This is a genomic window from Altererythrobacter sp. CAU 1644, from assembly GCF_029623755.1.
Classification (GTDB): Bacteria; Pseudomonadota; Alphaproteobacteria; order Sphingomonadales; family Sphingomonadaceae; genus Erythrobacter; species Erythrobacter arenosus.
The window spans coordinates 2,185,869-2,208,733 of the sequence record NZ_CP121106.1 but is presented as its reverse complement, the minus strand read 5'-3'; the positions used below and the strand labels follow the sequence as shown (position 1 = coordinate 2,208,733).

The window sequence follows — 22,865 nt, the reverse complement described above, 5'->3', positions numbered from 1 at the left end:
AGGGAGCCGACATGGCCTCGCTGAAAGAACTCAAGGGTCGGATCAACTCGGTCAAATCGACCCAGAAGATCACCAAGGCCAAGCAGATGGTCGCTGCGGCCAAGCTGCGTCGTGCGCAGGCGGCTGCCGAAGCGGCGCGCCCCTATGCCGAACGGCTGTCGGGCGTGATGGCTTCGCTCGCCTCCAAGGTGAGCGGCGACAGCGCGCCCAAGCTGCTCGCAGGTACCGGTAGCGACCAGCGCCACCTGATGGTGGTGGTAAACACCGACAAGGGCCTGTGCGGCGGCCTCAACTCGAACATCGTCAAGGAAGCCAAGCTTCAGGCGAAGAAGCTGATTGCCGACGGCAAGGACGTGAAGTTCTACCTCATCGGCAAGAAGGGTCGTGCGCCGATCAAGCGCGATTACGAAAACCGCATCGCGAAGCTGTTCGATACGGCCCATGTGAAGAACCCCGGCTTCGAAGAGGCCGACGCAGCGGCCAACGAACTGATCGCGATGTTCGAGGCAGGCGATTTCGATGTCGCCCACCTCGTCTACCCGACATTCAAGAGCGCGCTGGCGCAGGACCCGACCACGGTTCAGCTGATCCCCGTCCCCTCGCCCGAAGTTGCAGACAGCAGCGATGCCGTTGTCGAATACGAGCCGGGCGAAGAGGAAATCCTCGAGGAATTGCTGCCGCGCTACGTCAAGACGCAGATCTTCGGCGCGTTGCTCGAACGCGAAGCTTCCGAACAGGGTGCCTCGATGACCGCGATGGACAATGCCACGCGCAACGCCGGCGACCTGATCAACAAGCTGACGATCCAGTACAACCGCAGCCGCCAGGCCGCGATCACCACCGAACTCATCGAAATCATTGCTGGCGCTGAAGCGCTCTAAGAGACCAGAAGGCTAAGGAAACCAACATGGCCACCGCACCCGTCCTCAACCAGACCACCAATGGCAGCATCAGCCAGGTCATCGGCGCCGTCGTCGACGTGACCTTCGAAGGCGAACTGCCCGCGATTCTCACCGCGCTCGAAACCAAGAACGGCGACAACACGCTGGTTCTCGAAGTTGCGCAGCACCTCGGCGAGAACACCGTCCGCACCATCGCGATGGACGGGACCGACGGCCTCACCCGCGGCCAGGAAGTTGTGAACACCGGCGCGCAGATCTCGGTGCCGGTGGGCCCGAAGACGCTCGGCCGCATCATGAACGTCATCGGCCAGCCGATCGACGAACGCGGCCCGATCGGCGCCGACATGTCCGCACCGATCCATGCCGAGGCTCCGCTGTTCGTCGACCAGTCGACCGAAGCGGCCATCCTCGTCACCGGGATCAAGGTCATCGACCTGCTCGCACCCTACGCACGTGGCGGCAAGATCGGCCTGTTCGGCGGTGCCGGCGTGGGCAAGACCGTGCTGATCCAGGAACTGATCAACAACATCGCGAAGGGCCACGGTGGTGTGTCTGTGTTCGCCGGTGTGGGTGAGCGTACCCGCGAAGGTAACGACCTCTACCACGAATTCCTCGACGCCGGCGTCATCGCCAAGGACGCCGACGGCAACGCAACCAGCGAAGGTTCGAAGGTGGCGCTCGTGTTCGGCCAGATGAACGAGCCTCCGGGCGCGCGTGCCCGCGTCGCTCTCTCAGGCCTGACCATGGCCGAGTACTTCCGTGACCAGGAAGGCCAGGACGTGCTGTTCTTCGTCGACAACATCTTCCGCTTCACCCAGGCGGGTTCGGAAGTGTCGGCACTGCTCGGCCGTATTCCTTCGGCCGTGGGCTATCAGCCGACCCTGTCGACCGACATGGGCAATCTGCAGGAACGCATCACCTCGACCACCAAGGGTTCGATTACCTCGGTGCAGGCGATCTACGTTCCGGCCGACGACCTTACCGACCCGGCCCCGGCAACTTCGTTCGCCCACTTGGACGCAACGACCACGCTGAGCCGCGCAATTTCGGAACTCGGCATCTACCCAGCGGTCGACCCGCTCGACTCGACCTCGCGCGTTCTCGAACCGCGCGTCGTCGGCCAGGAGCACTATGAAACCGCTCGCCGCGTCCAGGAAATCCTGCAGAAGTACAAGAGCCTGCAGGACATCATCGCCATTCTCGGCATGGATGAACTGTCGGAAGAAGATAAGCTGACCGTCGCCCGCGCGCGCAAGATCCAGCGCTTCCTGTCGCAGCCGTTCCACGTGGCCGAGGTGTTTACCAACATCCCGGGCAAGTTCGTGCAGCTCGAAGACACGATCAAGTCGTTCAAAGCTGTCGTCGACGGCGAATACGACCACCTGCCCGAAGCTGCCTTCTACATGGTTGGCGGGATCGACGAGGCGGTCGAGAAGGCCAAGCGCCTCGCCGAGGACGCGTAATCGCGATGGCTCTGCACTTCGAACTCGTTACGCCGGAACGGCTTGTCCGCAGCGAGGACGTCCACATGGTGGTCGTGCCCGGCGCGGAAGGCGAGTTCGGCGTGCTGGAGGGCCATGCGCCCTTCATGTCGACGATCCGCGACGGCGCAGTTCAGGTCTACAAGACCGACGGCGCCGCTCCGGAAGAGATCCAGGTCCGCGGCGGCTTCGCGGAAGTCGGCGATAACGGCCTGACGGTCCTCGCGGAACACGTCGACGCCTGATCGGCTCGACCTAAGCAGACACATCAAGGGCGGCCCCACGAACAGGTGGTGTCGCCCATTCTTGTTGACGCCTTGTATAGCTTAAGGCGAGTGCCTGTTCTTATTGGATAGTCTTGGGTAGGGTTTCGTTCTCAAATTCGGGAATCTTGGCTTTGAAACGAAACAGCCCTCAAGTTGACGAGCATGCGATTGCGGATTGGCCAATCGTCATCGTCGTGTTGTCTTTTTGCGCGCTAAGCTATTTTTTCCTTCTTCAACACGGCATCGTTCGCGATGTCGTTCGTTCAGCGTCAACCAACTTCACACTCTATTTTGCCATGTGGATCTTCATGGTCCTAGGAAGTGTCTTGTTTCGCTTGGCAATAGATCGCCCAAACTTTCCAATCAGTCATATACGCCTGTCAGTGCTGAACGCGACACTCTTCAAGCGCACGTTCGAATTTCTCGGGCTTCTTGGCTGTTTGACTTTATTCATGCCTCTATTCTCAGCATTCAAGAGCGCGATTCCACTATTCAATCCATACTCCTGGGATCCAACTTTTATCGCTTGGGACCGTGTAATATTTATGGGTTCCGATGCTTGGCAGGCTATTCACCCGTTTTTCGGTTTCCCTGTTGTCACATCCGCACTTTCACTTGGATATCATTTGTGGATCTTGCTGATTTTCGCGGGCTCAATCTTTATGGGAATCTACCAGCAGAATCCGGTCTTGCGACAAAGATATTTCATCGCCTACTTCCTCAGTTGGTCAATTATCGGCATAGGTTTCGCAAATGCGCTATCGTCGGTTGGACCGGTTTTCGCTGGGCCTCTTCTTGGATTGGATACCTTCGATGCACAAACTGCATATCTCCGGGAGGCGGACAAGCAGTGGCCGGTAATGGTGTTAAGCGTTCAGGAATCATTACTTGCGTGGCATCGGTCTGGTGATCATGGGCTTGGGCGTGGAATTACAGCCATGCCTTCCATGCACGTCGCGCTGGCTTTTCTTTTTTATCTCGCGATGCGCGAAGTTTCGAAACTCTGGTCGAGGCTTTCTCTTGCTTTTCTGATCATAATTTTCATTGGGTCGATCCACCTCGCATATCATTACGCCGTGGACGGGCTTGTCGCGATAATCCTTGTATTGCCGATTTGGTATCTGTCGGGAACTTTCGCTCGCGCACCGCAAAAGCGAGGGCTGAGTTGGCTCGGAGTACCTTTTTGGGATTTGATCCGCGAGAGAGGACAAACGCGAGCCTCGGTCTGAGGCGCCAAATACCGTTTCGCTACATTTCCAGAATCGGTACTCGTAGAAGGGGCTCACGCGAGGGCTTGGAATTTTCAAGGAGAGGACATTGAAACTTGGTCGCAAACTCGCTCTGGCTTTTCTCATGAGCACCGCCGCAAATTCCCCAAGCCTTGCCGACGATGGCGTCCCAGGCCCCGAGCAGGACCCGCATATCTGGCTCGAGGAAGCGCGCGCTCCCGAGGCGCTCGAGTGGGTGACCAAGGAAAATCAGCGCACGATCGCAGCGCTTGCGGGCGATGCGCGGTTCGAGCAGCTCAAGGCCGAAGCGCTGACGATCCTCGATAGCAATGACCGCATTCCCTTCGTCTCCTTCCGCCCCGACGGGCTCTACAATTTCTGGCAGGACAAGCAGAACCCGCGCGGCCTCGTGCGCCGCACTTCGCTCGAAAGCTATCGCACCGAAGAACCGGAGTGGGAGATCGTTCTCGATGTCGACAAGCTCGCAGCGCAGGAAGAGCGCGAGTGGGTCTACAAGGGTTCGACCTGCCTGCCCCCAGCGCTGCGTCATTGCATGATCGCGCTGAGCGACGGGGGCAAGGATGCGACCGTGCTGCGCGAATTCGACATGCACACCAAGAGTTTTGTTGAGGGCGGGTTCGAGCTCGAGGAGAGCCAAGGCGGCATCCAGTGGCTCGACCACGATACCTTGCTCGTCTCGCGCAATTTCAGCGAAGAGCTGATGACCGAGAGCGAATATCCCTACACCACGCGCATCTGGAAGCGCGGCCAGTCAATCGACGACGCGCAAGAGATCTTCCGCGGCGAGAAGACCGATGTTTCGGCCGGGGCGTACCTGCTGCGCGACAACGAAGCGACCATTCACGCCCGCGTAGCTTCGCGTGGACTCTCGTTTCACGAACGCGCCTACTACGTCTGGAAAAACGACGAGTGGGTGGAGTTGGACCTGCCCAGGAAAGCGGGCCCCTATGGCATCGTCGACGGGCACTTGCTCTTCAGCACCGACGTCGACTGGGAAACCACGGACGGCACCTTCCCGGCGGATTCGCTGGTCGCGGTCGACCTGGAGGAATGGAAAGCCGATCCCAACGGGGCAAGGAAGGTGCTGGTTTGGGCTCCCGGCGATCGCCAGACCAGGGAGAGCAGCGCGATCACCGGCAATTCCTTGTTCGTCGGATTGCTCGACAATGTTCGTGGCCGCGTGCTGCGGTTCGACTTCGAGGACGGCAGATGGACCAGCACTACGGTCGACCTGCCCGACAATGCCAGCGTCAGCATCGCCGCCTCATCGGATGAAACCGATCAGATCATGTATTCGGTGGCCGACTTCCTCACGCCGAGTACGCTCTACTACAGCGATGGGAGCGATGCGCCCGAGGTGATCAAGACATCGCCCGCCTACTTCGTCCCCGAAGGCATGGAGGTCGAGCAGCATGAGGCGATCAGCAAGGACGGCGCGAGGATTCCCTATTTCATCGTCAAGCCCAAGGGCATGGTCTTGGACGGCACGACCGCCACTTTGCTGACCGGCTACGGCGGTTTCCAGGTTTCACGGCTTCCCACCTATCTCGGAACGACCGGCAAGCTGTGGTTGGAGAACGGTGGCGCCTACGTTCTCGGCAACATGCGCGGCGGCGGCGAATTCGGCCCGAACTGGCACCAGACGGCGATCCGCGAGAACAAGCAGCGCACCTGGGACGATTTCATCGCGATTGCAGAAGACATGGTGGCGCGCGGCTTTACCTCGCCTGAGCACCTGGGCATCCAGGGCGGATCACAAGGCGGGCTGCTGGTTGGGACCGCGTTCACGCAGCGGCCCGACCTGTTCAATGCCGCGATCGTGCAGATCCCGTTGTTCGACATGCTGCGCTATCACCTGATCGGGCGCGGCGCTTCGTGGATCGGCGAGTATGGCGACCCCCGCATTCCCGAGCAGCGGGCCTGGATCGAAGGTTATTCGCCGTATCAGAAGATCGTGGAAGGGGTGGAATACCCCGCGCCCTTCCTGTGGGCTTCGACCGCAGACGATCGCACCCACCCCGCGCATGCGCGCAAGGGAGCGGCCAAGCTCAAGGCACTGGGTCAGCCGTATTATTACTACGAGGAGATGACCGGAGGGCACTCGGGCGGCGTCGACAACGAGCAGCGCGCACAGTTGCTGGCGTTGCAATACGTTTACTTGATGCAGCGATTGATGGGCGAATCGACTTCGGGCGAGGATTGAACCTCGCCCACCACCCACCTGTCGCAGCGTGTTCATGGCATTGATTTTCGGAGATAAGCGCGGTTCGTCGTGAAGATCGCACGGGTCAGATGATGAATCGACGCTAAGGGAAATCCGGATACTCGAAATTAACCGTCAAAACCCAGCAATTGAGCCATCGGGGGGCCAAAAGTTGGAGAACAGACGAAATGCCATATGCCCCACATGAAACCGTCGCCGACGCGATCAAGCGTGCCGGACTGCCGGAATCGCACGATGTTCACTGGTCCGATGCCCGCAAGGAGAAGGTCGTGCGGGCGGTTCGCGACAAGCTGATCAGCTTCGACGAGGCGCGCTGGCGCTACTTGCTCAGCCGCAACGAATTCGAAAGTTGGGAACGCAAGGTCGACCGCAAGGCCGGCGCACCGCGTCGTCAGCTCGAAACGCTGTAAGTTTCAGTATCGGTACCCTGAGGGGCGATCCCGCGAGGGGTCGCCCCTGCCCGTTCTGGGGGTCTTCAGCGCGTCGGAGCGTGAAAGTCGGGCGACTTGTCCTTCACCCAGTCGATAAACTTCGCCACCGTATCGTTTTCGACGACAGAATCCCGGTCATCGCCGATACGCGCGAGTTGCGAGTTGGTGAAATTGGCGTGGATCGCCTTGTGGCAGATCGGATGCACCGGGACAGTCCCGCGTCCTTTCTTGGCCTTTGGCACCGGATGATGCCACTGGATCAGCGTTTCGAACGGCCGCTCGCACAACCAGCAGGTCTGCTCCTCATCGGGCACCGCTGCGTCAGCCTTTTTTCTCGGCAGCTTTTTTCTTCTTCATCGTGTCGTGGAAACGGTCGGCCCAGCCAGGTTTGACCAATTGCTCACCGCGCACCATCCGCAGCTCACCCGGAGCAACATCGCGGCTGACCGCGCTGCCCGCAGCGACGATAGCGTCCGCTCCGATCTTGACGGGGGCAATGAGGGCGCTGTTCGAACCGATGAACGCGCGCTCGCCGATTTCGGTCTTGTATTTGAAATATCCATCGTAGTTGCAGGTAATCGTGCCAGCGCCGATGTTGGCATTGGCGCCCACGGTCGTATCGCCAAGATAGCTTAAATGGCTCGCCTTGGCTCCCGGACCGAGCACTGCCTTCTTCATCTCGACGAAGTTCCCGACGAAAGCCCCCTCTTCCATCACCGCGCCCGGCCTGAGGCGAGCGAATGGACCGACCTGCGCTTCCCGCCCGATCGTCGCGCCCTCAATGTGGCTAAAGGCCTTGATGTGCGCGCCATCGTCGATCTTCACGCCAGGGCCGAACACAACATTCGGCTCGATCGTCACGTCGCGACCGATCTCGGTATCCCAGCTGAAGAAGACCGTTTCGGGTGCCTTCAGGCTCACGCCTTCGGCCATCGCCTCCTCACGGCGGTATTCCTGCCATTGACGCTCGGCAGCAGCGAGTTCGGCGCGACTGTTGATGCCGGCGACCTCATCCGGCGTGTCGGTGGTGACCGCCGCGCACGTTCGACCGTCGCCGATAGCGATGTTGACGATATCGGGAAGGTAATACTCGCCCTGCGCATTGTCGTTGCCAACGCGGTCGAGCAGCGCCCACAGGTCCGAAGCCCGCGCGGCCATCAGGCCCGAATTGCACAACCGACAGGCGCGCTCTTCCTCGCTCGCGTCCTTGAACTCGACCATCTTGGAGATGCGCCCCTCGCCATCGGCGATCACCCGGCCATATTGCAGCGCTTCGTCCGGTTCGAAGCCAAGCACCACTGCGGCGGGTGCATCATCGCCGCGCAATCGATCGAGCATCGCCTGCATGGTCGCGGGGCGAACGAATGGAACGTCGCCATACATGACGAGGACGTCGCCCTCGAACCCTTCGAGCTGCGCCTGCGCCTGCTGCACGGCATGGCCCGTGCCTAGCTGGGGTTCCTGGAGGCATGTCGCCGCGCGGTCGCCCAAGGCTGTCTCGAGCTGCTCGCGCCCGGCGCCGACGACCACGACCTTGCGCGCAGGCGCCAGCTCGTCGACCGATGCCATCAGGTGGTCGATCATCGCCCGTCCGGCGATCGGGTGGAGCACCTTGTGGAGGTCGCTTTTCATTCGAGTACCCTTGCCCGCGGCAAGGATGATGGCGGCAAATTCTCTCATGACAACTCCTGCTACTGGGGCCAATGCCACCAAACGCTTGCGGATTGAAGCACCATCCGCCACGCATCCCCGCATGGCTGAACTCCGCTTTGACGCCGTCGGATTCGACCTCGACGGCACGCTGCTCGACACCTTCCGCGACCTGGGTGAGGCGGTAAACCATGCGCTCGAACTGGGCGGGTTCGATCCGGTGCCGATCGACAGTTCGAAAGATCTGATCGGCGGCGGCGCGAAGATCATGCTGGCGCGCGCCGTCGACCAGCAGGGCGGCATGCCGGAGGACGAATTCCGTACGCTCTACAAGCAGATGCTGCGCTACTATGCAGAGAACAACGCGGTGCATACCCGGCCCTTTCCCGGTGCGAAAGGCACGCTTGAGGAGCTTGCGCGGAGAGGCGTGCAGATGGCGGTGGTCACCAACAAGTTCGAGGAGTTCGCACGGGGGATCCTGACCGAGCTCGGCCTGATCGATCACTTCATCGGCGTGATCGGCGGGGATTCACTCGGCAAGGATGAGAACGGCGTGTTCCGCGCGAAACCTTCCCCCGATCCAGTCATTGAAGCCGCCCGAATCTGCGGCGATGGCCGGTTCGTGTTCGTCGGCGATTCGAGCTATGATGTGAAGGCGGCTCGCGGTGCCGGAGTTCCGGTGGTCGTGGCAGCATACGGCTATTGCGACCAGCCGCCGCACGAGCTTGGCGGAGACGCAGTCATCGATTCGCTCGATGGCCTGATTTCCGCCTTGGAAAGACTATAAGCGCCGCGCTTGACCCTACGGCATCGCTCGATTGAGCAAGTGCTGTTGCAACGCAGCAGAGAAAATGCCACCCACGCGGCAGATTACGTAAACGGAAGGCCTCGGAGAGTTCCCCCATGAGCATCGATTTCAAGGACAAGGTAGCAATCGTAACCGGCGCAGGCGGTGGCCTGGGCAGGGAATACGCGCTCGAACTGGCACGGCGTGGCGCGAAGGTCGTGGTCAACGATCTCGGCGGTGCACGCGACGGCACCGGCCATTCCGACATGGCGCTGCAGGTCGTCGAGGAAATCGAGAAGATGGGCGGCGAGGCCATGTCGAATGGCGGCTCGGTCACCGAGTACGAGCAGATGGAAAAGATGGTCGCCGACGCCAAGCAGAATTGGGGCGGCGTCCACGTATTGATCAACAACGCGGGCGTGTTGCGCGACAAGACCTTCGCCAAGATGGAACCGGCGGACTTCGAATTCGTGCTCAAGGTGCATCTAACCGGTTCGGCCTTCGTGACCAAGGCGTGCTGGGAAACCTTCCGCGAGCAGGCCTACGGCCGCATCCTGATGACCGCGTCCTCGACCGGCCTGTTCGGCAACTTCGGCCAGGCGAACTATGGCGCAGCCAAGCTCGGCCTCGCCGGCCTGACCAAGACGCTCCAGCTCGAAGGCGCCAAGTACAACATTCGCTGCAACACGCTGTCGCCGGTAGCGGGCACGCGCATGACCGAAGATCTCTTCCCCGAGGAAGCCTTCAAGCTGTTCGACCCGGTAAACGTGGTCCCCGCAGCGCTTTTCCTCGTCAGCGAGGACGCCCCGACCAATGCCATCGTTGGCGCGGGTGCAGGCGGCTATCACTCGGCCTGGACCGTGATGAACGACGCCGTGTGGCTGCCCGATGGCGAACGCACGGTCGAAGGCTTTGCCGCCAACTGGGACAAGATCAGCGAGTTCTCCAACCTCAAGGCGCCACAGTCGGGTTCGGAACAGTCGGGCGCGATTCTCACGGCAATGCAGAAAGTTACGGGCACCGGCCCCTCTTCGGCACGCGGGTAAATCGCACACTGTATTGACACACTAATACACTAGGCGTAGTTCTCCCTCATCAACAGGGAGAGCTACGTCCATGTATACAGAAGACGACCTGCGCACTGCGGTCGCTTCCGGCGCGATCAGCGCCGAGGCGGCCGACGCGCTGAGGAACTCGGTCCGCGCGAGCCGCGAGGCTCCAGCGACCGATGAAGAGCATTTCCGGCTCATCAACAGCTTCAACGACATTTTCGTCACCATCGCGGCAGTGCTGCTGCTGGTTGCCATGGCCGGGATCGGCCAGTCTTTCACACCCAACATCGACGGACCTCCGCCCTCTTCCGGGCTACTGATCGCCGCGGCGGCCTGGGGAATGGCCGAGTTCTTTACCCGCCGGCGACGCATGGCGCTGCCCAGCATCGTGCTGTTGCTGGCGTTTGTCGGCGGCGTGTTCGAGATGCTGCTCGGCTTCATCGTACTGGGTTTCAGCGGCGACAACTTCGAGCAGAACCAGGTCCTCGCCGGGCTGTTCATCGCAGGCGCAGGTCTGGCTACGGCCGGTGCCGCCTACATGCATTGGCGCCGCTTCATGGTCCCGATCACTGTGGCCGCCGGTGCTGCCGCGCTGACCGTCACCGTGATCGCATTGATCGTGACCGCGCTGGGCCCGAAAACCATTGATGACCCTCAGACGGTGTTCATGCCACTGGTGTTCATCGCAGGTCTCGCGATCTTCGCCTTCGCCATGCGCTGGGACATCAGCGACCTCGGCCGCCAGACCCGGCGCAGCGATGTCGCCTTCTGGCTGCACCTCCTTGCCGCACCGATGATCGCGCATCCGCTGTTCCATTGGCTCGGCGTGACCGAGGGCCAGAATATCGGCATGGGCGCCGCCATCGGCGTGCTCGTGGTCTATGTCGCGATGGGTTTCGTAGCCCTGGCAATCGACCGCCGCGCATTGCTCGTTTCGGCGCTGGCATATGTGCTGTTTGCCCTGGGATCGCTGTTCGAGCGGTTCGGCGCTGTCGAACTCAACGTCGCGCTGACGGCGCTGGTGATCGGCTCGGCGCTGCTGACGCTCTCGGCTTTCTGGACGCCGATCCGGCGGCAGGTTGTGAGCGCGCTACCCGGCGATCTCAGTGCACGCGTCCCCGCCACCGCGATCGCTGCGAACTAGGGCCGGAATATCACCGACGGGAGGATGGGCTCGCACGCAAGTGCGGGCCCATTTTATTGGAGGAATGCATGTCGATGAAAGAATTCCTGGCGGAAACGCACGCATGGCAATCGGTTGTTCTGCGCCTGGTCGTACTAATCCCTGCAGGCCTGCTGGTCTTCTACCACCTGACCATGATCTACGACGTCTTGATGGGGCGCGGTCTTTCCAGCAACGCCACATACAACTTTGTCCAGTTGGCTCTCCGCCTGTCGATTGTCGTCAGCCTTGTTGCAGTTGTTGTCGGCAAACGGGTAGCGCTATTGGCCATGTGGGCGAGCATCGCAGGACTTATTGCCACCCAGTACTTCGCACATCTCGGTTGGGTGCAGGCGGACTTCACCGCCGGCAGGCATCCGCTTTCCTATCTTAAGGGCTTTATTTTTCCATCGATCATCACCGCAGCGGAACTCCTGCGCGCAAGGCTGAAGAGCTAGTCGCCGACAGATTTGACCAGGCGACGTTCGACCGGTGCCAGCACCCCGCCAAGCTCATGCCCGCGCTTGAGGATCTGCCCATGCTCGCCGAACAGGGTCCACATGCCCTGCCGGTTGCGCAGGCTCGGGCGCTTCTCGATCCGGGTTTGCGGGCGTTCGGCAGTACGACGAAACGCCGCGAAAACGGCGAAGTCGCGGGTGAAGTCCATCGCGTAATCGCGCCACTCGCCCGCGGCGACCATGCGGCCATAGAGGTCGAGGATGCGCTGCAGCTCGTCGCGCGCAAAGCCGACCTGGCCTTGAACACGTCCCGGAAAAGCAATGATCGAGCCGCTCGTGCCGGACCCGAAGCCGGACGACATCAGTCGTCGGTCCCGCTACGCTGCGGGACGCTCTGTCCCTCTTGCGCCGCCTTCAGCGCCTCGAACTCGGCGCGCAGCGACTTGAGCTCGTTCTCGAGCTTCTCGACGCAGTCGCGGCCCGAATTGCGCATTTCCTCGCAGGGATCGTCGCAGGGCGTGCCGTAGGGGATGAATTCCTTGATCCACTCCTCTGCCGGGACGAGCGTCGAACGGGCCTTGAGCCCGATCATGGTCGCGCCTTCGGGAACGTCATCGGTGACGACCGCATTGGCACCGATCCGGGCTCGGTCGCCGATCGTGATCGGCCCGATGATCTGCGCCCCGGAACCGATGATAACATTGCTGCGGATGGTGGGGTGGCGCTTGCCCCCCTGGCCATTGGTCGGATTGGTTCCACCGAGCGTCACGCATTGGTAGATCGTGACGTCGTCGCCGATCTCGGCCGTCTCCCCAATCACGGTGAAGCCGTGATCTATGAACAGGTTCTTGCCGATCGTCGCACCCGGATGGATGTCGATCGCGGTCAGGAATCGCGCAAAATGGTTCACGAAGCGCGCGAGGAAGAACAGCTTTGCCTCGAACAGCCAATGCGCCACGCGATGCATGCCAAGAGCGAGTACGCCTGGGTAGAGCAATATCTCCCACCGCGACCGGGGGGCGGGATCGCGGGCCCTGACGGAGTCCAGATAGGCCTTCAGACCTTCAAACATGGTGTTTTTCTCCCACCAATCGGCGGTCAAAGCAAGCGTTGCTGCTCTGGCCCCTGCACCTGATCCAGCGCATCGCGCCATATCGACATGGTGGCTGGCGCTTTACGTTCAAGACTCAATCGGTCGATCGCCGCGACCAGATTTTCTATCCCGGCGAAACTGCGTTCTATCCGGGGCACGAGATATTGGGTCGCCCCATCGGAAAGTGACAACCCACGTTGTTCCGCCACTATCTCAATCAGTTGAGCGACCATCTTGTCATCGGGTGTGAGGATTTCGAGTTGTAGTGACCCGCCGAGGCGAGACCGCAGGTCCGGCAAGGAAATTTCCCAGGGTTGCCGGTCAGAAATCAACAGCAGCGGCTCCCCGCTTTCCTGGGCTGCGTTCCAGCGGTGGAAAAGTTCGGTCTCATCGACAGTATCCGCCCCGTCGATCACCTTGACGCCCTGCCCGCTAGCCCAGCGACCGATCAGGCTCTTGCCTGAACGCGGCGGCCCAGTGAGGACAGCGGTCCGGAACGGCCACGACTTGGGGTCTGCCAAGGCTTCGTAAACAGCCAAATTTGCGTTGCCGATGACGATCCGGTCGGGATCCGACTGGCCTCTCAATTCGAGCGGAAGGGCGATCTGCGACACGCGCGACCCCTTAGCGGCTGATGGCGAGCGCGTTGCTCCCCTGCGTGACGTTGAAGCCGCGCTGCCGCAGGGCCGCCGCCAGTTGATCGAGCGAACCGCCAAAGCTGACGGTCATGACCGATGTACCACCGATCGCGAGGCTTGTGGTGGCTGCACCGCGCACGCCCGGGGTCGAACGAACCGCGCCGAGCGTTGCGTCGATGCTAGCCGCATCGGGGCTGGCGAATTGCACGACATAGGATGAGACGACCGCCGCCTGGGTCGGCGCTGCAGTGGGCGTCGCGACCGGAACATCGCCCTCGCCCGCCAGTTCCGCAGCTTCACGCCGCTGGATCGCGCGGCCGATCTCGATCAAGCGCTGCAACGCCGGGTCGATGTCGCCGCCACCTCCTTCGCGCAGTGTCGGGTCGGGCCGCAGCTTGCCGTCAGCCAGGGCCTGTTCGAAGATATCGTCGAAGCGACGCACGGCCTGACCGAGCATGGCGGGCAGTTCGGCCGGATTGTCAGCCGTGAGCGTGAAGCCGTCGAGATAGCGGCTGTCGGGGCCATAGCGTGCGGTAAAGGTCCCCTCGACCGGACCACCCGGCCAGCGATAGCGCAGTTCAGCCAGCGGGATGAGGACGTCGGCGGCCCCGAATTGGTCGAGTACGGCACGCCACCAGGTGCGGCTGCGCCGCCCGGTCTGGCCATAGGTCAACAGCAGCGAATCCCCGCCGGCGCCCGACGGACGGACGTAATCGATCAGGCTGGTGCCGGGATTGAATTCGGCCCACGCCCGCTGCCACGGATTGCGGACCTCGTACATGGTCGTGGTGCCCGCGCTCACCGTGACCGGCAGCAGCAGCATCGGGGCCGAGCGTTGGCCCTGTGCAGCGCCGCCGAGATATCCGCCCGCGCGCGCGCGATCGAAGATCACGCCCAGCGTCGCTATATAACGCCTGGGCCCGATCCGTTCGCGTTCGATCACGACGGCGGAGACCAATCCTTCAAGCTGGCTGTCGGATATCTTCGGCCCGCCGATCTTCTCCCACGCCAGGCGCTGCGCCTCGCGCCAACCCTTCTCGCGTGCCTCCTCGGCAGTATCGCCGCGGACATCGACCTCGATCCCGCCGACATCGATGTCGCTGCTCGACGCGACCGGTGCGATGCCGCGCTCGCCCTCGACCTGTGCCCAAACGGCAATTGCCGCTGCCAGCAACGCCAGTACGCCGAGCGCCCACAGCAACCGGGCTGCGGCGATTCGCCGGGTCGTGGGCAACGGGCTCGAAGGGGAAAAAGTGAGGGCCATCGGGGAAAATCTGGTGCCTTTTGCCGAAATGCTGATGCGATTCCAAGCGCTATTGCCTAAGGGAGCGCCATGAGTGGAGAGAATCCTTCCTACACCTACGCCGATGCAGGCGTTTCGATCGATGCAGGCAATGCCCTGGTCAAGGCAATCGGGCCGCTGGTGAAGGCCACCCGGCGCCCCGGCGCAGATGGCGAGATCGGCGGTTTCGGCGGGTTTTTCGATCCCAAGGCGGCTGGCTACAAGGATCCGCTGCTGGTCGCCGGCAATGACGGCGTCGGCACGAAGCTCAAACTGGCGATCGATCACGACCGGCACGACACCGTCGGGATCGACCTCGTCGCCATGTGCGTCAACGACCTGATCGTCCAGGGTGCAGAGCCGCTGTTCTTCCTCGACTATTTTGCCACCGGCAAACTTGAGAATGGGGTGGCCGAGCGCGTGATCGCGGGGATCGCGCAGGGTTGCCAGCAGGCTGGCTGCGCTCTGATTGGCGGCGAGACCGCCGAGATGCCCGGCATGTATGCCGCGGGCGACTACGACCTCGCCGGGTTCTGCGTTGGCGCGGTCGAGCGTGGTGAGCAACTGACCGGCGACAGGGTCGCAGAAGGCCATGTGCTGGTTGGCCTTGCGTCTTCGGGCGTGCACTCCAACGGCTATTCCCTGGTCCGACGGCTGGCCGCCGACAAGCGATGGAAGCTCGATCGTCCGGCGATCTTCGACCAAGAGCGGCTGCTTATCGAAGCGCTGATCGAACCGACAAAGATTTACGTGAAGAGCCTGCTGCCGCTGATCCGCGCAGGCCAGATCGACGCCCTCGCACATATTACCGGTGGCGGGCTGCTCGAGAATATCCCGCGCATCCTGCCCGATGGCGCGCATGCCGTGGTCGATGCGGACTTGTGGGAGCAGCCGCGGCTTATGGCGTTCCTGCAGGCGCAAGGGAACATCGAACCAGCCGAAATGGCGCGAACCTTCAACTGCGGTGTCGGCATGGTGCTGGCGGTCACCGAAGACAAGGTCGACGGCGTGATGACCCAGCTGGCCGAAGCCGGGGAGGTGGCGTTTCGCGTGGGCGTGATCGAGGCCGGCGAGTGCGGGTGCACGGTCCGCGGATCGCAAGGAACCTGGAGCGCGCGCACGGATTGGGAGGCCGAGCACTTTGCCTGATGCCGGTTCGGACCGGGCCAAAGTCGCCATCTTCATCTCGGGCAGCGGGACCAACATGGGGGCGCTGCTCTATGCCAGCCGCCAACCCGGTTCCGCCTATGAGGTCGTGCTGGTCGCCAGCAACAATCCCGACGCTGGTGGCCTGAAGCTGGCCGAGGCCGAGGGTGTCCCGACATTCGTCCAGCCGCACAAGGGCATGGCGCGCGCCGACCACGATGCAGCGATGGAGCAAGCGGCAAGGAAGGCCGGCGCCGAATATATCGCGCTCGCCGGCTACATGCGCATCCTCGGGGAGGAGTTCGTCCGGCGCTGGGCCGGACGGATGCTCAACATCCATCCGTCGCTGCTGCCCAGGTACAAGGGGCTCGACACGCACGCGCGGGCGATTGCCGCCGGCGACAGCCATGGCGGCGCGAGCGTCCATATCGTCACGCCCGAACTCGACGATGGCGAGGTTCTGGGCCAGGCGAAGGTCGCGATCCTGCCGGACGACACGGCCGATAGCCTGGCGGCACGGGTGCTGCTCGCCGAGCACCAGCTCTATCCCCGAGCGCTGGGCGCCTATGTCTCGCGCGGGAGCGATCCCGACCACCTGCTCGAACGCGTGCGCAGGCTCGCGCTGGCACTGCCGCAGACTCATGAACGCGAAAGCCATGGCGCGCCGGGCTGGCGCGCGGGCAGCGAGAAAAGCGGGAAGTATTTCGCCTATTTCAGCGATTGCCACCATGGCGAACCGCACGTAGCTCTGCTGGCGAAGACCAGCGGTACCGACGAGATGACCGCGTTGATCGAGCGCGATCCCGAGACCTTCTACCGTCCCGCCTATTACGGCGCGAGCGGCTGGGTCGGCATCGTGCTCAACCGGCGCGACACCGACTGGAGCCAGGTCGAGCATTGGCTCGAACGCAGCTGGCGAGCGGTCGCGCCCAAGAGCGCGACCAAGCTCTTAGACGCTGCAGACGAGTTCTAGGCTTTCTTGCCCAGCCCCGGAATGAAGCTGCCCACGCGCCGCCGGTATTCGGCATATTCGTCACCGAACGCCGAGAGCAGGTCCTTCTCCTCGTAGTGAATCCCGATCACGATGTAGATTGTGAAGCCCACCGCTGCGAGCAAGTGGCTGTAGGTCATGTCGGGAGTCGCCCAGAAGGCGATGAAGAATCCCGTATAGAGCGGGTGGCGCACTGCCTTGTAAAACAGCGGCGTGCGCATCTTCATTGGCGGGATTTCCTGCCCGCGCATGTGATACCAGGCCTGCTGCAATCCGAAGAGTTCGAAGTGGTTGAGAAGCCATGTCGAAATGAACAGGACTCCCCAACCGATCCAGAACAGGCCCCAGATCACCATGCGAGCGGCCTCGTTCTCCACCGACCAGAGGTTGCCTTCGACCGGGTGCCAAAAAAGGAACAACAACACCAGAACGGCGACCGTCGCGAGCAGATAGACGCTGCGTTCGATCGGTGCAGGAATGATCCTGGTCCAGGCTTGCTTGAAGCCCTGCCGCGCCATGACCGAATGCTGAATGCCGAACAGCGCTATCAAGCCGAGATTGATGATGACTGCGGTCGCGGTGCCGGCGCCGAGGCCCTTGTCGACGCTCGTCGGCATGAATTCGAAGCCGCCGACCCAGCCAACCAGGTAAAGAAATGATCCGAAAAACGCGAAATAGCTCGCGATCGCAATGAGCATCAAGGGTGCTCGCCCCATAAGTCCTCTCCTCCCCAAGAGCGACCCCATCTTGGTGGAATGTAACCCGAATGGAGCGAGTCTCCAAATCTGGGAATTTGCGCCCAGATCAAAAAAAGGCCCCGCCGCATCGCTGCGGTAGGGCCTTCGAATTCTCAGGATGTCGAGTTTAGCCGACGATCTCGTCTTCGTTGAAGAAGAAGTCGATCTCGATCTTGGCGTTTTCCTCGCTGTCCGAACCGTGGACCGTGTTTTCGCCGATCGACAGCGCATGGGTCTTGCGGATCGTGCCTTCGGCCGCTTCTGCCGGGTTGGTCGCACCCATGATGTCGCGGTTGCGAGCGACGGCGTCTTCGCCTTCGAGCACCTGCACCACCACCGGCTCGCTCATCATGAACTCGACCAGTTCACCGAAGAAGGGGCGTTCCTTGTGGACCGCATAAAAGCCTTCGGCCTGTTCGCGGGTCATGTGGATGCGCTTCGAAGCGACGACGCGCAGGCCGGCTTCTTCCAGCATCTTGGTGACGGCACCGGTCAGGTTGCGGCGCGTGGCGTCGGGCTTGATGATCGAAAAGGTGCGGGTAACCGCCATGATTGTTTCCTTGAGTGAATTGGGGGAGAGGTAATTCCGGCGCGCAACTAGCGCCGCGACGCCGCTTCTTCAAGCCCGTTCGCGATAGCCTACGCGCGCGACTGGTCCGCACGGCAGGGCGACATCCAGTCCGGCGAGGCACGCCGGGCACTGGAGCGACGCGATATCATGGCAGGTTCGGCGCCGTCGGCACCCCTGCTCGTTCACCTTATCTGCGCAACCGAAGGGCCTTTACAGCCTTGCTTTCACGAGAAAAACTATCAGGCGATTGGGCATAGGGCTAGCCGCCGGCTCGCCATTTTCCACTGTCATCCTGCTTGTGAATTTCGCGGGTGACCTCGTCCTGCCCATCGAGTTCCCGCCAGAGCGCTCGCGCCGCCTCGGTATCTTCGGGTCCGAACAACAGCAGAGCGCGTTCGAAGCCCAGCGCTTCGGGTCGCCACTTGCCATCAGCGATCAGCACCATGCTGGCCCCATTCGCTGCGTCCGGAGTTTCGGACAGCAGGATCGGTTGCCGCTCGACATTGGGCTGCGCGGCATCGCCATTGGCGAGGAATTCCTCAGGGCCGGCGCGCCAAAGTTCTTTCGACAATGCCTCGCGCTGCTCCGCATCGGCACTGAGCACCAGCAAACGCTTGCCCGCCTGCAGTACCTTGCGCGCCAGCATGGCCGTGACCCGTTCGACCGGGTCGCGGCTCAATTGGTAGAAGTCGACACGCACGGGAATGGCTCCCCGCTATCAGCCCTGCACGGTGGAGCGAATGAAGTCGTCCAGCAGGCGGGTGCCGAAGCCGGTCGCGCCCTTGTCCCAGGTGTGTCCGGCCTTGTCGGCCCACACCATGCCCGCGATATCGAGATGCGCCCACGGAGTGTCGTTCTCGATGAATCGCTTGAGGAACTGCGCCGCCGTGATCGAACCGGCTCCGCGCGGTCCGATGTTCTGCATGTCGGCGATCGGGCTGTTGATCAGCTTGTCGTAGGCTGGCGACAGCGGGAAGCGCCACAGCTTGTCATCGACCCGCCGGCCGGCAGCGAGCAGGTCTTCGGCAAGCACGTCATCGTTCGAGAACAATCCGCCATGTTCGTTACCGAGCGAGATGATCATCGCGCCGGTCAGTGTGGCCAGGTCGATAATCCTGGTGGGTTTGAACTCGCGCTGTACCCAGGTCAGCACGTCGCACAGCACCAGCCGCCCTTCGGCGTCGGTATTGAGCACTTCGATCGTCTGGCCCGACATGCTGGTCACGATATCGCCGGGGCGCTGGGCCTTGCCATCGGGCATGTTCTCGACCAGCCCGACCGCGCCGATCACATTGGCCTTGGCCTTGCGCCTGGCCAGCGTCAGCATGGCGCCGACCACCGCGCCCGAGCCGCCCATGTCCCATTTCATGTCGCCCATGCCCGGTCCGGGCTTGAGCGAAATTCCGCCCGTGTCGAAGGTAACGCCCTTGCCGACAAAGGCGATCGGGGCGTCGCTTTTCTTGCCGCCCATCCACTTGATGCAGAGAATGCGCGAGGGCTGCTCGCTGCCCTGGCCGACGCCGAGCAGGGCACCCATCCCGAGCTTTTCCATCTGGGCGTCATCGAGCACGACGAGTTCGGCACCCGTACCCTTGAAAGCCTTCTTGCAGCGCTCGACGAAGCTGACCGGATAGATCTTGTTGGCCGGTTCCGCGACGAGATCGCGGGTCAACTCCACGCCTTCGGCGACCGCTGCGGCATCCGCCCAGGCATCCTTGATGCCATTGGGCGCGTTGACGACAGTGATCTTGGCCAGCGATTTCTTCTGCTCGTCCTTGAGCTTGGTCCGGTAGGCATCGTGGCGCCATGCGCGAAGGCGCAGACCCAGCAACACCGACGCCGCCTGTTCCGCCGACAGCTTGGCTGCGCCGAGATCGAGCGTCATCGATTCCTCGCCCGAGGTCAGATATTTTGCCGCGAGGGCCGCGCCGGCTTTCTCGAGATTTAGCGTCCGCTTCTTCGCACCGCCCTCGCCCGCGCCCGACAATGCGACGCGAACGATCTTGCCATTGCGTTCGACAAATCCTTCGAACAATTGCCCGGGCTTCGCCTTGAAGCGCGCGGCCGAGGCTCCTTCGGTCAAGGTCGCCTCGAGATCTGCGGGCATGGCGCCCTCATTGACCACGACGGCATGGAAGCGGGTGTCACCGGAAGCTTTGTCGCTGAAGTGGATTTGCATGAATTCTCCGCACAATCTGGAATTTCGTGGCGCTGCAACGGCCAGCGTGTTTGCCACGCTCACCTTGTCCAATGGCGATTGCGATTAGGCGCGAGCGGTGCGATAGGCAAGCCATGTCCCCGAAGTCGCAGCCTTGCCTGCAAGCATGTCATGGCCGCTTGTGCCGCTCAGCTGCACTCCCGCTTGCGATCGCGGGGGGCCTGGCGCTGGCCGCGCCAGTATCGGCGCAGGACGCGGTGGATTCGGCGGTCGCCGCGGAAGCCCTAACCCCGGAATTGCCCGCACCAGTTGCCGGCGAAACGCAGCGCACGATCGACTTCGAAGCCGACGAGTTGGCCTACGACAACGAGAGCGATGTCGTCACTGCCAGCGGCAATGTCGTGCTTCGCAGCGAGGATCGCTCGGTCCGCGCCGACCAGGTCAGATGGGACCGTCAGGCCAAGACGATCTGGGCGACCGGCAATGTCCGCTTCGTCGATGAGCGGGGCAACCAGCTCTATACCGAAAGCGTCGAGCTCTCCGATACGTTCGAGGCAGGCGCGATGGACGACCTGCTGCTCGCGTTGCGGGCGGGTGGGCGCCTTGCGGCACGTTCGGGCGAGCGCGGGGACGATGGCACGGTGGTGCTAACCGACGCGGCCTACAGCGCCTGCGCAGTTCACGATGCATCGGGCTGCGACAAGAACCCGAGTTGGCGAATCACCGCGGATCGCGTGATCTACGATCCCGAGTCGAACCGCATCCGCTTCAAGGGCGCCATGCTCGAGCTGTTCGGCGCGCGGCTGATCCCCTTGCCGGGTCTGGCCGTGCGGACCGACGGCCGCGCGATCTCGGGGTTCCTGGTGCCCGATCTCCGCGTCTCGGAATCCAATGGTCTCGAAGTCAGCGGCAGCTACTACACGCGGCTCGACGACAATCGCGACCTGACGCTCGGCGCCTACCTCTATTCCCAGACCAAGCCGATGGTGTCGGCGCAATGGCGCCACCTGACCTCGATCGGGGCCTATCAGATCACCGGCTATGCCACCCACAGCAGCCGCATCTCGGACTTTACCGGGGTGCCCTCGTCCGAAGCCGACCCGCGCGGCTACCTGTTTGCCAATGGTCGCTTCCAGTTCTCGCCCGAGTGGAGCCTGACCAGCTCGATCAGGGTGGCGAGCGACCGGACCTTCCTGCGCCGCTATGACATCAGCCGCGACGACCGGTTGCGCTCGACCTTCAATCTCGAGCGGATCGACGAGCAGTCCTATCTTTCTGTGGCAGGCTGGGCGACGCAGACGCTGCGACTAGGCGCACCGCAGGGGCAGGTTCCCGTGGCCCTACCGGTGATCGATTATCGTAGGCGCCTCGAAGATCCGGTGGTGGGCGGGACTGTCGAGCTGCAGGCAAACACGCTCGCCATCGCCCGCACCAATGGGCAGGACACCCAACGAGCATTCGCCGGGGCACGCTGGGATCTGCGTCGACTGACCGGTCTGGGGCAGGTCGTGACGCTTACCGGCCTGGTACGCGGAGATGTATACCACACTGATGAGACCGGCCTCACGGCTACCGAGATCTATCGCGGCAATCCGGGCTGGGAAACGCGTGGAATCGCGCTGGGCGCGATCGATGTCGAATGGCCGTTCGTGGGCGAAGCCTTTGGCGGAACACAGATTTTCAAGCCGCGGCTCCAACTCGTGGCATCGCCCGATATTCGCAATCTGTCCGTCCCTAATGAAGATGCCCGGGCGATCGACCTGGAGGATTCGAACCTGTTCGCGCTCAACCGCTTCCCCGGTTACGACCGGGTCGAAGACGGTGCGCGGCTAACCTACGGTTTCGATTGGGAACTCTACCGCCCGGGTTGGCGCATCAAGTCCACCATCGGGCAATCCTATAGCTTCGACGCCAACCGCGCGATCCTGCCCGACGGGACCGGGCTTTCCGAACGGGTCTCCGACTTCGTCGGCCGCACCGAGGTGCGCTTCCGCGATTTCGTCAAGCTCACGCACCGCTTCCGGCTCGACAAGGACAATCTGGCAGTACGCCGCAACGAATTCGATGCGACTGTTGGCAATCGCCGGACTTATGCCGAGGTCGGTTATCTCCGCCTCAATCGCGACATCACCGGGCTTGAGGACTTGCAGGATCGCGAGGAATTGCGCGCCGCGGTCCGCGTGGCCTTCGCCCGCTACTGGTCGCTGTTCGGCGCCGGGGTGTTCAACCTTACCGACCGCGACGAGGATCCGTCGTTCAGTTCGGATGGATTCGAACCGATCAGGACGCGCCTCGGCATCGCCTACCAGGATGACTGCCTGGAATTCGGCCTGACCTGGCGGCGCGATTATTCCGAACAGGGTGACGCGAGGAAGGGGGACACGTTCCAGCTGTTCTTCTCGCTCCGCAACCTCGGCCTACGCTAAGTTCGACGTCTGCAACGCAACCCCCTGAAATTGGCGAATGCGGCGTTGGCTTGGCCGGATAAACGCGCTATCCGGCCCACCGAACTCAGCAATCGTTAAGCCGGGGCTTGTCACCGGCTGGACCGAACCCGGCGCCTGATTTTGCGCTGCAAATGGATTG

Annotated in this window: 23 protein-coding genes; 13 read left to right on the top strand and 10 right to left on the bottom strand. The window is 62.3% G+C overall.

Annotated features, from left to right (window positions below; all coding sequences use genetic code 11):
- Window positions 1-11: 11 nt before the first annotated feature.
- The 6 genes from P7228_RS10950 (at window position 12) to P7228_RS10925 (ending at window position 6,533) form a co-directional block, all read left to right on the top strand.
- Window positions 12-881: a F0F1 ATP synthase subunit gamma gene (locus P7228_RS10950; protein ID WP_278015280.1), complete on the top strand. Its 870-nt coding sequence runs from the start codon at window positions 12-14 to the stop codon at window positions 879-881.
- A 26-nt stretch (window positions 882-907) separates the two neighbouring features.
- Window positions 908-2,365, top strand: a complete 1,458-nt coding sequence (gene atpD / locus P7228_RS10945) for a F0F1 ATP synthase subunit beta (protein WP_278015279.1) — start codon at window positions 908-910, stop codon at window positions 2,363-2,365.
- 5 nt (window positions 2,366-2,370) lie between these two features.
- Window positions 2,371-2,628 carry an ATP synthase F1 subunit epsilon gene (locus P7228_RS10940; RefSeq protein ID WP_278015278.1) on the top strand — a complete coding sequence of 86 codons (258 nt, stop codon included), beginning with the start codon at window positions 2,371-2,373 and terminating at the stop codon, window positions 2,626-2,628.
- A gap of 152 nt (window positions 2,629-2,780) precedes the next feature.
- Entirely contained in the window at window positions 2,781-3,878 is a 1,098-nt protein-coding gene (locus P7228_RS10935) for a phosphatase PAP2 family protein (protein ID WP_278015277.1), read from the top strand.
- 124 nt (window positions 3,879-4,002) lie between these two features.
- The gene (locus tag P7228_RS10930; protein ID WP_278015276.1) at window positions 4,003-6,102 is read left to right on the top strand and encodes a prolyl oligopeptidase family serine peptidase; all 2,100 of its coding nucleotides are present in this window, start codon (window positions 4,003-4,005) and stop codon (window positions 6,100-6,102) included.
- Window positions 6,103-6,290: 188 nt separating this feature from the next.
- On the top strand, window positions 6,291-6,533 hold the full coding sequence (locus P7228_RS10925; RefSeq protein ID WP_278015275.1) for a DUF1153 domain-containing protein: 243 nt from the start codon (window positions 6,291-6,293) through the stop codon (window positions 6,531-6,533).
- Between the two features lie 65 nt (window positions 6,534-6,598).
- Here P7228_RS10925 and P7228_RS10920 read toward each other — a convergent pair whose 3' ends face one another.
- Window positions 6,599-6,868, bottom strand: coding sequence for an HNH endonuclease (locus tag P7228_RS10920; protein ID WP_278015274.1), 270 nt, complete (start codon window positions 6,866-6,868; stop codon window positions 6,599-6,601).
- Between the two features lie 7 nt (window positions 6,869-6,875).
- On the bottom strand, window positions 6,876-8,234 hold the full coding sequence (glmU, locus tag P7228_RS10915) for a bifunctional UDP-N-acetylglucosamine diphosphorylase/glucosamine-1-phosphate N-acetyltransferase GlmU (RefSeq protein WP_278015273.1): 1,359 nt from the start codon (window positions 8,232-8,234) through the stop codon (window positions 6,876-6,878).
- 73 nt (window positions 8,235-8,307) lie between these two features.
- On the opposite strand from glmU, the gene P7228_RS10910 reads away from it, so the two are divergent.
- The 4 genes from P7228_RS10910 to P7228_RS10895 all read left to right on the top strand — a co-directional run bounded on the left by P7228_RS10910 (window position 8,308) and on the right by P7228_RS10895 (window position 11,663).
- On the top strand, window positions 8,308-8,991 hold the full coding sequence (locus tag P7228_RS10910) for an HAD hydrolase-like protein (RefSeq protein WP_278015272.1): 684 nt from the start codon (window positions 8,308-8,310) through the stop codon (window positions 8,989-8,991).
- Window positions 8,992-9,107: 116 nt separating this feature from the next.
- Window positions 9,108-10,037 (top strand): SDR family NAD(P)-dependent oxidoreductase, encoded by a 930-nt coding sequence (locus tag P7228_RS10905; protein ID WP_278015271.1) that lies wholly within the window; start codon window positions 9,108-9,110, stop codon window positions 10,035-10,037.
- Between the two features lie 70 nt (window positions 10,038-10,107).
- The gene (locus tag P7228_RS10900) at window positions 10,108-11,187 is read left to right on the top strand and encodes a hypothetical protein (RefSeq protein ID WP_278015270.1); all 1,080 of its coding nucleotides are present in this window, start codon (window positions 10,108-10,110) and stop codon (window positions 11,185-11,187) included.
- Between the two features lie 68 nt (window positions 11,188-11,255).
- Window positions 11,256-11,663 carry a hypothetical protein gene (locus P7228_RS10895; protein ID WP_278015269.1) on the top strand — a complete coding sequence of 136 codons (408 nt, stop codon included), beginning with the start codon at window positions 11,256-11,258 and terminating at the stop codon, window positions 11,661-11,663.
- Here P7228_RS10895 and P7228_RS10890 read toward each other — a convergent pair.
- Genes P7228_RS10890 through P7228_RS10875 form a run of 4 tightly spaced genes read right to left on the bottom strand, consistent with a single transcriptional unit; the run spans window position 11,660 to window position 14,658 of the window.
- Window positions 11,660-12,025, bottom strand: a complete 366-nt coding sequence (locus P7228_RS10890; protein WP_278015268.1) for a DUF2794 domain-containing protein — start codon at window positions 12,023-12,025, stop codon at window positions 11,660-11,662. The genes P7228_RS10895 and P7228_RS10890 overlap by 4 nt on opposite strands.
- Window positions 12,025-12,735 carry a serine O-acetyltransferase EpsC gene (gene epsC, locus P7228_RS10885; RefSeq protein WP_278015267.1) on the bottom strand — a complete coding sequence of 237 codons (711 nt, stop codon included), beginning with the start codon at window positions 12,733-12,735 and terminating at the stop codon, window positions 12,025-12,027. Before epsC ends, P7228_RS10890 begins: the two co-directional genes overlap by 1 nt.
- Before the next feature lie 26 nt (window positions 12,736-12,761).
- Entirely contained in the window at window positions 12,762-13,370 is a 609-nt protein-coding gene (locus P7228_RS10880) for an HdaA/DnaA family protein (protein WP_278015266.1), read from the bottom strand.
- 10 nt (window positions 13,371-13,380) lie between these two features.
- Window positions 13,381-14,658: a heavy-metal-associated domain-containing protein gene (locus P7228_RS10875; protein ID WP_278015265.1), complete on the bottom strand. Its 1,278-nt coding sequence runs from the start codon at window positions 14,656-14,658 to the stop codon at window positions 13,381-13,383.
- 69 nt (window positions 14,659-14,727) lie between these two features.
- Here P7228_RS10875 and purM point away from each other — a divergent pair, with 69 nt between their 5' ends.
- Together purM and purN are read left to right on the top strand one after the other, a co-directional pair.
- Window positions 14,728-15,825: a phosphoribosylformylglycinamidine cyclo-ligase gene (gene purM / locus P7228_RS10870; protein ID WP_278015264.1), complete on the top strand. Its 1,098-nt coding sequence runs from the start codon at window positions 14,728-14,730 to the stop codon at window positions 15,823-15,825.
- The gene (purN, locus tag P7228_RS10865) at window positions 15,818-16,795 is read left to right on the top strand and encodes a phosphoribosylglycinamide formyltransferase (RefSeq protein ID WP_278015263.1); all 978 of its coding nucleotides are present in this window, start codon (window positions 15,818-15,820) and stop codon (window positions 16,793-16,795) included. Before purM ends, purN begins: the two co-directional genes overlap by 8 nt.
- Here purN and mddA read toward each other — a convergent pair.
- The 4 genes from mddA to P7228_RS10845 form a co-directional block, all read right to left on the bottom strand.
- Window positions 16,792-17,529: a methanethiol S-methyltransferase gene (mddA, locus tag P7228_RS10860; RefSeq protein ID WP_278015262.1), complete on the bottom strand. Its 738-nt coding sequence runs from the start codon at window positions 17,527-17,529 to the stop codon at window positions 16,792-16,794. The two genes, purN and mddA, sit on opposite strands and share 4 nt — an antisense overlap.
- A 148-nt stretch (window positions 17,530-17,677) precedes the next feature.
- Window positions 17,678-18,100 (bottom strand): nucleoside-diphosphate kinase, encoded by a 423-nt coding sequence (gene ndk, locus P7228_RS10855; RefSeq protein WP_278015261.1) that lies wholly within the window; start codon window positions 18,098-18,100, stop codon window positions 17,678-17,680.
- Between the two features lie 280 nt (window positions 18,101-18,380).
- Window positions 18,381-18,821, bottom strand: a complete 441-nt coding sequence (locus P7228_RS10850) for a DNA polymerase III subunit chi (RefSeq protein ID WP_278015260.1) — start codon at window positions 18,819-18,821, stop codon at window positions 18,381-18,383.
- 18 nt (window positions 18,822-18,839) lie between these two features.
- Window positions 18,840-20,300: a leucyl aminopeptidase gene (locus P7228_RS10845; RefSeq protein ID WP_278015259.1), complete on the bottom strand. Its 1,461-nt coding sequence runs from the start codon at window positions 20,298-20,300 to the stop codon at window positions 18,840-18,842.
- A 113-nt stretch (window positions 20,301-20,413) separates the two neighbouring features.
- Here P7228_RS10845 and P7228_RS10840 point away from each other — a divergent pair, with 113 nt between their 5' ends.
- A complete protein-coding gene (locus tag P7228_RS10840; RefSeq protein ID WP_278015258.1) occupies window positions 20,414-22,705 on the top strand; it encodes an LPS-assembly protein LptD in 2,292 nt (763 codons plus the stop codon).
- Window positions 22,706-22,865 lie beyond the last annotated feature (160 nt).